The organism is Paraburkholderia sp. CI2 (assembly GCF_014201055.1).
GTDB classification, from domain to species: domain Bacteria; phylum Pseudomonadota; class Gammaproteobacteria; order Burkholderiales; family Burkholderiaceae; genus Paraburkholderia; species Paraburkholderia tuberum.
Genome location: NZ_JACHDL010000035.1, coordinates 44,231 through 56,042, shown reverse-complemented (window position 1 = coordinate 56,042; position 11,812 = coordinate 44,231). Strand labels below are relative to the sequence as shown.

At 64.6% G+C, this 11,812-nt stretch carries 11 protein-coding genes; 4 read left to right on the top strand and 7 right to left on the bottom strand.

Annotation, left to right across the window (positions count from 1 at the left end; all coding sequences use genetic code 11):
- Window positions 1-151: 151 nt before the first annotated feature.
- Window positions 152-406: a diguanylate cyclase domain-containing protein gene (locus HDG32_RS32670; protein WP_260336676.1), complete on the top strand. Its 255-nt coding sequence runs from the start codon at window positions 152-154 to the stop codon at window positions 404-406.
- A 178-nt stretch (window positions 407-584) separates the two neighbouring features.
- Here the strand turns inward: HDG32_RS32670 and ilvD are convergent, their stop codons facing one another.
- Window positions 585-2,447 carry a dihydroxy-acid dehydratase gene (gene ilvD, locus HDG32_RS32665; RefSeq protein WP_184073661.1) on the bottom strand — a complete coding sequence of 621 codons (1,863 nt, stop codon included), beginning with the start codon at window positions 2,445-2,447 and terminating at the stop codon, window positions 585-587.
- A gap of 480 nt (window positions 2,448-2,927) precedes the next feature.
- Here ilvD and HDG32_RS32660 point away from each other — a divergent pair, with 480 nt between their 5' ends.
- Complete coding sequence (locus HDG32_RS32660) at window positions 2,928-4,319, top strand: short-chain fatty acid transporter (protein ID WP_184073659.1); 1,392 nt, start codon at window positions 2,928-2,930, stop codon at window positions 4,317-4,319.
- A gap of 318 nt (window positions 4,320-4,637) precedes the next feature.
- Here the strand turns inward: HDG32_RS32660 and HDG32_RS32655 are convergent, their stop codons facing one another.
- The 4 genes from HDG32_RS32655 to HDG32_RS32640 form a co-directional block, all read right to left on the bottom strand.
- The gene (locus tag HDG32_RS32655; protein ID WP_184024745.1) at window positions 4,638-5,069 is read right to left on the bottom strand and encodes an NUDIX domain-containing protein; all 432 of its coding nucleotides are present in this window, start codon (window positions 5,067-5,069) and stop codon (window positions 4,638-4,640) included.
- A 22-nt stretch (window positions 5,070-5,091) separates the two neighbouring features.
- Window positions 5,092-5,736, bottom strand: a complete 645-nt coding sequence (locus tag HDG32_RS32650) for a LysE family translocator (RefSeq protein ID WP_184073657.1) — start codon at window positions 5,734-5,736, stop codon at window positions 5,092-5,094.
- A gap of 105 nt (window positions 5,737-5,841) precedes the next feature.
- Window positions 5,842-6,822: a substrate-binding domain-containing protein gene (locus HDG32_RS32645; RefSeq protein WP_184073654.1), complete on the bottom strand. Its 981-nt coding sequence runs from the start codon at window positions 6,820-6,822 to the stop codon at window positions 5,842-5,844.
- Window positions 6,819-8,198 (bottom strand): leucine-rich repeat-containing protein kinase family protein, encoded by a 1,380-nt coding sequence (locus tag HDG32_RS32640; protein WP_184073653.1) that lies wholly within the window; start codon window positions 8,196-8,198, stop codon window positions 6,819-6,821. The genes HDG32_RS32645 and HDG32_RS32640 overlap by 4 nt, the downstream gene beginning before the upstream one ends.
- A gap of 300 nt (window positions 8,199-8,498) precedes the next feature.
- Here HDG32_RS32640 and HDG32_RS32635 point away from each other — a divergent pair, with 300 nt between their 5' ends.
- Both HDG32_RS32635 and HDG32_RS32630 read left to right on the top strand, forming a co-directional pair.
- A complete protein-coding gene (locus tag HDG32_RS32635) occupies window positions 8,499-9,122 on the top strand; it encodes a methylated-DNA--[protein]-cysteine S-methyltransferase (protein WP_184073651.1) in 624 nt (207 codons plus the stop codon).
- A gap of 134 nt (window positions 9,123-9,256) precedes the next feature.
- Window positions 9,257-9,562, top strand: coding sequence for a panthothenate synthetase (locus HDG32_RS32630; RefSeq protein ID WP_090807469.1), 306 nt, complete (start codon window positions 9,257-9,259; stop codon window positions 9,560-9,562).
- Between the two features lie 8 nt (window positions 9,563-9,570).
- Here HDG32_RS32630 and HDG32_RS32625 read toward each other — a convergent pair whose 3' ends face one another.
- Window positions 9,571-10,812, bottom strand: a complete 1,242-nt coding sequence (locus tag HDG32_RS32625) for a Zn-dependent hydrolase (protein ID WP_184073649.1) — start codon at window positions 10,810-10,812, stop codon at window positions 9,571-9,573.
- Between the two features lie 4 nt (window positions 10,813-10,816).
- Complete coding sequence (locus HDG32_RS32620) at window positions 10,817-11,797, bottom strand: helix-turn-helix domain-containing protein (protein WP_260336675.1); 981 nt, start codon at window positions 11,795-11,797, stop codon at window positions 10,817-10,819.
- Window positions 11,798-11,812: the final 15 nt, after the last annotated feature.

Below are 11,812 nucleotides of genomic sequence, written 5' to 3'. Positions count from 1 at the left end.
AGATCAGTCTGTCCGGCGATTCGAAAGGAATTCGTCGGGCGAAAATCGTTGAAATTTGATCTGGCGCGAAAAATTCTTCCGGTACGATATGCGCTTCGTGCGGAGGCAGCGGATGTAACTGGCGCGACCTGGTGTTGCGCCAGGAGCCTTCATGGATCACACCCATTGTTACGCTGCCATGTTGCGCGCACTCGTCGCGGCGTCTGCTGCGCGCGCTCCGGCCGGCGACGTCGCATGCACACTCAGCGCTGGCGTCGACGAATTCGGTGACGGCGATACCGTTGCCTCGGTGATGGCGAGAGCCGATACAGCGCTCTATGCCGCGAAAGCCAACGGCAGAAACTGCGTGATGCTGGCGGGGTCGTCGCAGCGTGCCGATGACATCGTTTCCAGTTTCCCGGCTTAGGCAAGGCTCCGCGCAGGGCTGCGCAGGAGACGCCTGATCGATCGTCCATTCGCACTGCCGCCGCAAAAAAAAAACCGGCACGCAGTCGCCCGCATACCGGTCTCTATTGGGGCCCAGTCGCGTCACCGCGAAAAGGGCCGCCGCGCTGATCCGCGCCAGTCCGCGCTTTATTGGCGCTTTATTTGCGCTTCAATTGCGAAATATCGCGCACCGCGCCGCGATCGGCCGAGGTCGCGAGCGCCGCGTACGCCTGCAATGCCTGCGACACGACACGCTCGCGATTGGTCGGCTGCCATGCGTCGTCGCCGCGCGCTTCCATCGCCGCGCGACGGCGTGCGAGCTCTTCGTTCGACACCGCGAGATGCATCTTGCGCTGCGGAATGTCGATCTCGATCACGTCGCCGTCTTCGACCAGACCGATCGTGCCGCCTTCCGCCGCTTCCGGCGACGCATGGCCGATCACGAGGCCCGACGAGCCGCCCGAGAAACGGCCATCGGTAAACAGCGCACAGCTCTTGCCGAGGCCCTTCGACTTCAGATACGAAGTCGGGTACAGCATTTCCTGCATGCCCGGACCGCCTTTCGGACCTTCATAGCGGATCACCACGACGTCGCCCGGCACGACCTTGTCACCGAGAATCGCGTCGACCGCGTCGTCCTGGCTTTCGAACACGCGCGCGCGACCCGAGAACAGCCACTGCGATTCGTCGACACCCGCGGTCTTCACGATACAGCCCTTCTCCGCGAGATTGCCGTACAGCACCGCGAGGCCGCCGTCCTTCGAGTACGCGTTTTCCTTGCTGCGGATACAGCCGCTCTTGCGGTCCGTGTCGAGCGTCGCGTAGGTCGCTTCCTGGCTGAAGGCGACCGTGGTCGGAATGCCGCCCGGCGCCGCGCGGAAGAATTTCTGCGCTTCCTCGCCCGCGCCGCCGGCGATGTCCCACTTCGCGATCGCGTTGCCGAGGGTGCCGCTATGCACGTTGCCGCACGACAGATCGAGCAGCTCCGCGCGCGCGAGCTCACCGAGAATACCGATGATGCCGCCCGCGCGATGCACGTCCTCGATGTGGTACTTGTCGGTCATGGGCGCGGCCTTGCACAGGCACGGCACCTTGCGCGAGATACGGTCGATGTCCGACATCGTGAAATCGACGCCCGCTTCCTGCGCGGCGGCCAGCAGGTGCAGCACGGTGTTGGTCGAGCCGCCCATCGCGACGTCGAGCGTCATCGCGTTTTCGAACGCCTGCCTGGTGGCGATGCTGCGCGGCAGGACCGAGGCGTCCTCCTCCTGATAGTAGCGGCGGCACAGATCGACGACCAGGCTGCCCGCCTGCTCGAACAGGCCCTTGCGCCATGCGTGCGTCGCGACGATGGTGCCGTTGCCCGGCAACGCGAGGCCGATCGCCTCGGTCAGGCAGTTCATCGAGTTCGCGGTGAACATGCCCGAGCACGAACCGCAGGTCGGGCACGCGCTGCGCTCGACTTCGGCGACTTCGGCGTCGCTGATCTTCGGATCGGCGGCCTTGATCATCGCGTCGATCAGGTCGATCTTTGCGATCACCTGGCCGTCGGTCGGCGACTTGACCTTGCCCGCTTCCATCGGCCCGCCCGACACGAACACGACCGGAATGTTCAGGCGCATCGCGGCCATCAGCATGCCCGGGGTGATCTTGTCGCAGTTCGAGATGCAGACCATCGCGTCCGCGCAGTGCGCGTTGACCATGTACTCGACCGAGTCCGCGATCAGTTCGCGCGACGGCAGCGAATACAGCATGCCGCCGTGGCCCATCGCGATGCCGTCGTCGACGGCGATCGTGTTGAATTCCTTCGCCACGCCGCCGGCCGCTTCGATCTGCTTCGCGACCAGCGCGCCCAGGTCGCGCAGATGCACGTGGCCCGGCACGAACTGCGTGAACGAGTTCACGACCGCGATGATCGGCTTGCCGAAATCGTCGTCCTTCATGCCGGTGGCGCGCCACAGCGCGCGGGCGCCGGCCATGTTGCGGCCATGAGTCGAAGTGCGTGAGCGATAGTTAGGCATCTGTATCCTCAGGTATTGCTGTTATCGGTTTTGATGAGCGCCCGCGCGGGCGTGGGGATCGCAGCGCGGACTTTGCGCTGGGAACGAATAGTGCAAGAACGCCAGTAAGACGTCCAATATATTTTTTCTGCGTAATTAGGTCGGGGAAAGTATTAAACGATGCCGCGACCGCTCAGCCGATTTCACCTTTTCTTGACATTGCCCGCTCCCACCGCGAATAATGCAGCGTTCGTTTAACGAAACCGTGTTCACCATAAGAACATTGAAACGGAAACAGAGGTCTTTTCGAGCGCAACACCGGGTTCGAGGCCAGGCGCGCCCAAGCCTCGGCCCACCCTCCTGGATTCGCGCCAATCTGTCCGCTGTGATCAAGATCAGGTAAGGCAAGTTTGCCGCCAATACGCGCCAGCACCCCGCGCCGGCGCGCCGTACCCGCCCCTCCGCCCAGCACAGGGCCCGGCACTACACAGAGTCACACACATGAAGCGAGACACTCCCCCTCACGCCGCCGGCCGACCGGCCGCTTCGCGCGGCATCGTCGAAGGGCTGGTTTATGTTTTCGAGCAGGTCATGCCCGACCCGTTCGTCCTGTCGATCTGCCTGACGTTCTTCGTCGCCGTGCTGGCGATGCTGATCGCTCCGAACGGCACACTGCCGACGCTGCTCGATTCCTGGTACACCGGCACGTTCGGCATTCTGGGCTTCGCGCTGCAGATGATCCTGATCCTCGCGACCGGCTACGCGATCGCGGAAGCGCCGATCGTGCAACGCGGTCTGCGCGCGCTCGCGTCGCATGCGAACTCGCCGACGCGTGCCGCGCTGCTCGTGTTTCCGGTCGTCGCGGTTGCCGCGTGGCTCAATTGGGGGCTCGGGCTCATCGTCGGCGCGTTGCTGTCGCGGGAAATCGCGCGGCGCGTCGACGTCGACTTCGCATGGCTCGTCGCGGGCAGCTATTCGGCCTGGTCGATCTGCAACAGCGGGCTGTCAAGTTCGATCGCGCTATCACAGGCATCGCACGGCAATGCGCTGAATCTCGTCGAGAAAGCGACCGGCCACGTGGTGCCGCTCAGCGAAACCATCTTCGCGCCGTTCGTGTTCATTCCGACCGTGCTGGTCGTCGTCGTGATGACCGCGATCTTCATCAAGATGCATCCGAAGGCGGAGAACGTCGTCGCGTTTCGTCAGAGCGGCGAAGCCGCCGCCGACGCGCCGAGCGACGACCCGCATGCCCGCGCGAGCAGCGAGACATCGCTCGCGGCGCGCCTCGAACAGTCGATGCTCGGCACACTGCTGATGCTCGCGCTCGGCATCGGCTATCTGGCGCTGACGTGGCACAAGGAAGGATTCGATCTCGACATCAACAACACGATCCTGATCTTCCTGATGATCGGTCTCGCGCTGCAACGCACGCCGATCGCGTACGCGAATTCGATTCGCCGCGCCGCGCGTCAGACCGGCTCGATGCTGCTGCAATATCCGATGTACGGCGGGATCATGGGCATCATGAAGGGCACGGGTCTCGCGTCGATGATCGCGAAAGCGTTCGTGACGATCGCGTCACCGGTCACGCTGCCGCTGTGGAGCTATCTGAGCTCGCTGATCATCACCCTGCTGGTGCCTAGCGCCGGTGGCCACTGGGCGGTGCAGGGTCCGTTCGTGCTGCCCGCGGCGCTCAGCCTGCATGCGTCGGTGCCGCGCACCGCAATGGGCGTGGCGATGGCCGAGAATGTATCGAACATGCTGCAGCCGTTCTGGGCGGTGCCGATCGTCGCGATCGCGGGTATCCGGATTCAGCGCGTCATGGGCTATACGGCGGTGACGTTCGCGGTGTCGCTGGTGATTTACGCGCTGGCGTTGTGGCTCGTGCCGTAACCACAATGACCTGAGTCGAACGATCTCGCTACCGTCAAAACAAAGGGCCGATGAAGCAATGCTTGATCGGCCCTTTGTGCTTTTGCGGCGTACCGCTCGCTGTTACATCTTGACGACGTCCAGCAGCGTCTTCTTGCCGTCCTTGTAGTCGTACAGCGAGATCACGCCGTGCTGAAGGTCGCCCTTCGCGTCGAACGTCGCGATTGGAGCCGCGTCAATTGGCGGTCGTTTCGTCGCTCGATTCAGCGGGATTTTGCGGGTTTGATTCGTTCAGGACATCGTCGGCAAAAGTGACGAGATAAGCAGGAACTCTGCGAATCACGGCTTGAAATCGGCCAGCATCACACCGTCGCGGATATGCGCGAGAGCGGCCGCCACGTAGTCGACGACCGGTGCCGGTGGATGGTCGGGCTTCGCCCACACGAAGCCCGAGCACTTGTGCGGCTCCATGTTCGCCAGTTCGCCTTGCCATGAACGGCACACGAGAAAGAAGCTGATGCGGTTCGTGTCCGAGTCGCGCCGCATCACGAGTTTGAATTCGAGCGCGCCGGGCGCGATCGTCACACCCGCTTCTTCTTTCGATTCGCGAATCGCGCATGCCTCGATCGATTCGCCCGGTTCGAGATGGCCGGCAATCAACGCGTACTGGCCGTCCCTGAAACCGGTATTCGCGCGCCGGATGAAAAGGCACTCGCCCTGCCCATTCAGGAACAGCACGTTCACATCGACGATGCTTTGCATTCGGCTCATTTTCTTGCCGGCATCATGACGACTAGCCGCGTTGCGCGGTCAGCAGCTTGATGCCGAGCGCGACGAAGACGAGCCCGCTACCGCGTTTGAGGGCCGCGACCCAACGGCTGGCTCCGACGCGCGTATGGATACCGCGCACGCCGAGCGAATAAATGGTGTGCACGAGCGCGACGGTGACCGCGATCGTCAGATACATCACGATGAACTGCTCCGCCAGGCCGCGCTCGTGGTCGATGAATTGCGGCATGAACGCCGATAGAAAGATCATCGTCTTCGGATTGCTGCCCGACACGAGCAAGGCTTCACGGAATACCTTCTTGCGCTCGAACGTATAAGCGGACGATGCGACGCCCGCCGGCTGCGCGGCCCGCTTTGCCTCTTTGTTGCCGCCGCGCAGTTGCCTGATGCCGAGATACATCAAATAACCCGCGCCGAGCACTTTCATCGCGACGAAGAGCGGCGGCAGCGTCGTCAATACCGCGCCGACACCTAGCGCCACGAGCGCGACGACGACGCCTTGCGCGAGCAGATTACCGGCGACGCTCGCCGCCGCGCCGCGGTTTCCATAGCGGACCGAATTGCGGATCACGAGCAGAACGTTCGGTCCCGGCGAAATGGTGGTGAGCAGATAGGCACCGGCGAAAAGCAACCAGGTATGGAAGGACATGGCAGGCCCAGCGGTTCGTTGTGGTTGAATACCAATACACCGGACATCATCATGCCACGGAAAAAATCGCTGCCGCCGTCGCTGCGCGCTAATCGCTACGCCGCTTCAACGTATCGAGGCCGTCACCAGTTGCAGCGGCGTCTCGATCACCTTCGACAACTCGCGCTGCTTGCGCCGCTCGGTCACCGCCTTCAACGCGAAGTCGATGCCGAACACGGTCTGGCGGCCGGCGAACTGGTTCATCGTCGCGAGCACGCGGCCGTCGGCGAGTAGCGGCTTGATCGCATCGATCGCGTCGTAGCCGGTGACATAGACGCCGCCGCCGCGACCCGCGTCGCGAACCGCGTCGACCGCGCCCATCGCCATGTTGTCGTTGCCGCATAACAGCGCGCGCAGCTGCGGGTGCTCGGCCAGCATTTTCGCGGCCACGTCGCGGGCTTTGCCGTACTCCCAGTCACCCGACTCGACCGCGACGACCTGCACGCTCGCGGCATCCATCGCATCGCGGCTGCCGGCCGTGCGCTGCTGCGCATTGCTGCTCGCCGAAATGCCTTCGATGATGCCAACCTGATCGCCGGGCTTCAGCCGCGCGGCCAGATATTGGCCGACCTGCTTCGCGCCGTTGCGATTGTTCGGCCCGACGAACGGCACCGAGATGCCGGCGGCCGCTTGCGCCGCATCGTCGAGCGGGTTGTCGATCGTGATCGTGATGATGCCGGCCTTGATCGCGCGCGCGATCACCGGGATCAGCGCCTTCGAGTCGGTCGGCGCGATCACGATCGCGTTCACCTTCGCCCTGATCGCCTCGTCGACCATGCGGATCTGCGCGGCGGTGTCGGTCTGTTTGGCCGTGCCGCGAATCGTCAGGCTGAATTGCGACGAGAAGTGGTCATGGTAATTGCGCGCAGCGTCGACCATCGCAACCGTGAACGGGTCAGACATCGATTTGAGTACGAGCGCGATCTTCGGCTTCGTGCCGGGCAGCACTTCGGCGCCGGCATCGTCCGCGAACAGCGCGATGCCAGTGAGACCGGTTGCGGCCAGCGCGCCCGCGAGCAGCACGCGGCGGCGCATGTTCTGCGTCATGGCTTGACTCCTTCGCGGAGTTGCCGGTTGCGGAGGTGCCGGTTGCGGAGGTGCCGATCGAACGACGCGACGCTGGCGGCAATTTCGTCGAAGAGCGGCCGGCTGTCGATATCTTCGCTCAGACAATGCGTCTTCAAGGCGGCGAGTTGCGCGGCGAGTCCATCGGGTACGTCGCAACGCTCGAGCAGCTCTTCGAGCAGACAGCCGTACGCCCTCACTTCGAGCCGCTGCAACGCGATAGCGAGCTCGCGATTGCCGGCGTCAAAAAACGACGCCGCCCCGAAATCGCCGAGCAGCGCGCGCCCCGCGCCGCCGTGCAGGATATTGTGCGCGTACAGATCGCCATGCATCACGCCGCCCCGATGCAGATGACTCGCGACCTTCGCGATGCCGCTCGCGATACCGAGCACCGTCGCAAGGTCGAAGCGCGCGTCGTCGCGATAGATGTCGCGCGTACACGATGCGAGGTTCGGCGGGCCGGCGAGATTGGCGAAGCGCGTATCGATCAATCCCATCACGAGGCCATGCGTATCCGACGGATGCCCGATCACCTTGCCGAGCACGGGGATCAGGTTCGCATGTTCGCCGCCGCGAATGCAAGCAGCCATCTCGCAGTCGGGCAAACCGTCGCTCGTCACCGCGCCCTTGAACAGCTTGACGGCGACCGCACGCGGCGCGGGCTCGTTGTCCGCGTGCAGCGCCACGCGATAGATGACGCCCGATGCGCCCTCGCCCAACGGCCGTTCGAGCCGCAACGCATCCCAACGAATGCCGCTGATGGGTGTGTCGATGAGCGCCGCCTGTTCGAGCGCCGCGTTGAACGGATTGCCCGCATACGCGAGCCACGCAAGCCGCGGCAGACGCAGCAACCAACTCGGCAATGCATCGAAACGATTCGCCGCGACCCTCAGCAGTTCGAGCCGCGTGCATGCGAGCAACTCCTCGGGCAGCGCGCGCAGCCGGTTGCCGGCAAGCATCAGCTTCTGCAGTTGCGTGCAGCGGCCGAGCTCCGCGGGCAAGCGTTCGAGATCGTTGTCGGTCAGAATCAGCCAACGCAGCAGCGGCGGCAGCGCGCGAGCCGGCACCTCGCGGATGCGATTCGACTTGAAGCCGATCATGCTCAGTTGCGCGCATTCGCCGAGCACGCCGGGCAATTCGGTGAACGGGTTGTTGGACGCGAACAGGATGCGAAGTTTGCGCAGACGCGGCAGATCGTCCGGCAGCGTCGTCAATGCGTTGTTCGACAGGTCGAGCACTTCGAGCGTATCGGCGAGATCGAAAATCTCGCGCGGAAATTCGCTCAGGCCGCACGCGAGTTTGAGTTCGCGCGCACCCGCCAGTCGCCCGGCCCGCAGGTGTTCTAAAGTCGTGGTCACAGTCGTGGGAAAGAAGATCGGGTAGCGCCCGCAGCGCGTCGTACCGAAGCTGTCGATTTTACTGAGTCGAAGGTCATCTGGGGTTCTCTGCGGTACAGTGATGCGAGCGTCGCTGGGGTCACGGCCGTCGCGGCCATGTCGAATGCGAATGAGACAGCAATATCTGGAGCGCGTTCGGGCCACGCAAGCGACACACTATCGGATAACGGCGCAGCCTTCATGCAGTTTTGCGCGTCCGGTCGCCGAAACGCCGCCGCCTCGCAAGTCCTTGCGCCGCCACCCTGTCAGGAGCCTGAGAAAGTGACGTATGCATACAAGTTGATCGATTCGCCGGTCGGTCAGTTGAAGCTCGTGGCGAAAGGCGAATGCCTTGCCGCGATTCTGTGGGAGCACGACAAGCCGAACCGCGTGCGACTCGGCGAAATGAGCGAAGCGAACGAACTCGCGGTGCTCGTCGAGACAGCGCGGCAATTGCACGAGTACTTCGCGGGCACGCGCCAGGCCTTCGATCTGCCGCTCGACTTTCACGGCACCGAGTTCCAGAAGCAGGTCTGGCGCGCGCTGCTGACCATTCCGTTCGGCCAGACGCGCAGCTACTCGGAGATCGCGCAGCAGATCGGCAACGTCAATGCGGTGCGCGCGGTGGGCGCGGCAAACGGCCGGAATCCGATTTCGATCGTCGCGCCGTGTCATCGCGTGATCGGCGCGTCGGGCGAGCTGACGGGATTCGCCGGCGGCCTCGCCAACAAGATGCTGCTGCTTTCGCTGGAGGCGGGGCAGACCTCGCTCGAAGCAGCGGCGGACCACGCGCAAAGGCAGGCGCCTGACCGGGGAGCGGCGCAAGCTGTCAAGGACGATGCGCCCGCGAAACCGGCGCATCGTCAGCCGAGCCGGGGAACGCAGGGTTCGCTGTTCGGTAGCTAAAGCAGCGCACACCCGGCACGATGCGCCACCCACCGGCCGCAATCGCCGATGCTTCGTCCGCGATCAGCACCATCGCCCGCGCATGCAACACCTATCCTTAAGATGCCCTTTGGGGTATCGAACAGGAGGATGACATGCGCATGCTTCTCAACATACAAATACCGAACGAACCGTTCAGCACACTCGTGCGCGAAGGCCGAATCGGCGACCTGATGAGAAAGATCCTCGAGGACATGAAACCAGAAGCCATCTACTTCACCGAGCAGCAGGGCAAACGCGGCGCGGTGGCGGTCGTCGAGGTCGCCGATGCATCGGCGATCCCCGCGCTTGCCGAACCGTGGTTCCTGACGCTCGACGCCGACTGCGAGCTGCGCATCGCGATGCTGCCCGAGGATCTGATGAAAGCCGGGCTCGACGCGCTCGGCGACAAGTGGAAGTAGCGCGGCCCTCAGGAATGCCCAGCCGATAGCTGCAGCAGCATCGAAGCCGCGGCCGTCGCCGCGACCTGGCAGCCGAGCACGATATGCGCCTCGGCCGTGTCCTCGATAAAGTCGTGACTCACGCCGCCGATGCTCGGCACGAACATCATGCACGCCGGCATGCAACGCGCGATCACCTGCGCGTCGTGCGCGGCGCCGCTCGGCATGCGCAACCACTGGCCCGGCGCGAGTGCTTCGGCGGCTCGCGCGATGTGCTCCGCGAGCGTGGCGTCCATGCTGACGGGTTCGATCGGCTCGTCGAGCGTCTGCAATTCGACGCTCACCGCGTCGTGCGCGTTGAAAGCGCGCACCAGTTCCGCGAGCGCGCGTTCCATGGCCTGAAGCCGTGCGGGGTTCGCATCGCGGAATTGCAGGTACATGTCGGCCGCGCCGGGCACGACGCTCATCGAGCCCGGATCGAGATCGATGCGGCCCACGGTCCAGACGGTATCCGCGTCCGCCAGCTGCCCGAACGCGTCGTTCATCCGCGCGATGAACGCGACGAGCGCCGCGCCCGCGTCGCGGCGAATCGCCATTGGCGTCGTGCCCGCGTGGTTGCGCTGACCCGTGAAGCGCAGTCGCGATTCGCGCAGCCCGACGATCGTCGTGACGACGCCGATCGCTTTGCCGATCGCTTCGAGACGTCCGCCCTGCTCGATATGCGGCTCCAGATACGCGACCTGGCGCCCTGCCTCGAAACGTGCACGCGGCCGGCCCGCCAGTCCAGCGGCCTCGAGTACGTCGGCGAGGCGCTCGCCCTGCCGGTTCGTCGCGCTGCGAATCGAGTCGTCGACCGCCTCGCCGACGAAGCTGCGGCTGCCGAGCAGGCCCGAGAACGTGCCCTCCTCGTCGATCCACGACGCGACGTCGACGGCGAGGTGCCGCGTCGCCTCGTGCTCCGCTAGCGCGCGGGCGATTTCGAGCCCGTACATCACGCCCATTGCGCCATCGAGCCAGCCGCCGGTCGGCTGCGTGTCGGTATGCGAGCCGATCACGAGCGCGGGACCGCTATTGCGCGAGCGTCCGAACACGGTGCCGACGCCGTCGATGCGCGCGTCGAGCCCCGCCTCAGTCATCCTGCCGACCAGCCATTCGCGTGCCGCCAGATCGACCGGCGACAGCGCGAGCCGGACCACGCCGGGACCGGTCGCGCCGAAACCGCGCAGCCGTTTGAGGTCGGCCATCAGCCGGTCAGGATCGATCTTCACCACGTTGTCATCTCCATGCATTGATTGCGGATGCCGCCGCGCGAAAATCACCCGGCGACATATCGTAGGCACGCTTGAACGCGCGATTGAAATCCGACGCGCTATTGAAGCCCCAGCCGTACGCGACCTCGATCACCGGCCTGCGCGGGTGGCGATGCAGTTCATCGGCCGCTTCGCGCAGGCGCCGGTTGCGGATATACGCGTGAAGCCCACCCTCCGGCTCGAACAATCGATACAGCGTGGGCCGCGACAGCTGCGACATGGCCAGCACGCTGTCGACCGTCAGATCAGGTTGGCCGAGATTTGCGTCGATATAGCGGCGCGCTGCCGTGAACATCGCGGTGCGTGCCACCGCCCGCGCACTGCCGGTCAAGCCTGTTTCCTTGCCGAACGCCGCCGCCATCAACAGCGCGCAGGTGTGGAGCGCTTCCTGAGCCGCGGACGCGTCCATCGTGGGCAACGTGCGGCACAGTTCCGACAGCTGCGCGGGAATCAGCCGCGCCAGCGGCGTCTGATATTCGATTACGCGGCCATGTATGGACTCCGCCTCCGGCAGCACCGGATCGATGATGGCGCGCGGCAGGAACAGCGCGAGCAGACGGCACGGGCCGCGCGTCATCCGCATCGGCTGGTTCATGTCGAGCGCGAGAATGCCCGGCCGCGTTTGCAGCGCGACGCGCTTCGGATAGAGGCCCGTGGTCGTTTCGAACGTCCCTTCGACGGCTATATGAAACACGATCTGGCGCACGTTGTCGGTCGAAATGCGCGCGACCGACCGCGATTGCGCGACCGGATCGGTGCGGCAACCCGTAAAGGCCATGCCGCCGGCGCGATAGGTATCGATGGTGCCGCGAAAGCCGTCGGCGAGTTGCCGGCGCGAAATCGGCACATCGAGAAAATGGCCGACGCGCTCGCGCCACACAGGCAGCTGCTCGCGCGGCACAGTGCCTAAGGTGTCGAAGTGGGTGTAGTCGAAAGCCGCTGGCATGGCTGCGGCTGCGGT

What these genes read in the sequence shown, in the direction of transcription:
- HDG32_RS32670 (WP_260336676.1), top strand. Translation starts at nt 152, where the DNA reads ATGGATCACACCCATTGTTACGCTGCCATGTTGCGCGCACTCGTCGCG.
- ilvD (WP_184073661.1), bottom strand. Translation starts at nt 2,447, where the DNA reads ATGCCTAACTATCGCTCACGCACTTCGACTCATGGCCGCAACATGGCC.
- HDG32_RS32660 (WP_184073659.1), top strand. Translation starts at nt 2,928, where the DNA reads ATGAAGCGAGACACTCCCCCTCACGCCGCCGGCCGACCGGCCGCTTCG.
- HDG32_RS32655 (WP_184024745.1), bottom strand. Translation starts at nt 5,069, where the DNA reads ATGAGCCGAATGCAAAGCATCGTCGATGTGAACGTGCTGTTCCTGAAT.
- HDG32_RS32650 (WP_184073657.1), bottom strand. Translation starts at nt 5,736, where the DNA reads ATGTCCTTCCATACCTGGTTGCTTTTCGCCGGTGCCTATCTGCTCACC.
- HDG32_RS32645 (WP_184073654.1), bottom strand. Translation starts at nt 6,822, where the DNA reads ATGACGCAGAACATGCGCCGCCGCGTGCTGCTCGCGGGCGCGCTGGCC.
- HDG32_RS32630 (WP_090807469.1), top strand. Translation starts at nt 9,257, where the DNA reads ATGCGCATGCTTCTCAACATACAAATACCGAACGAACCGTTCAGCACA.
- HDG32_RS32620 (WP_260336675.1), bottom strand. Translation starts at nt 11,797, where the DNA reads ATGCCAGCGGCTTTCGACTACACCCACTTCGACACCTTAGGCACTGTG.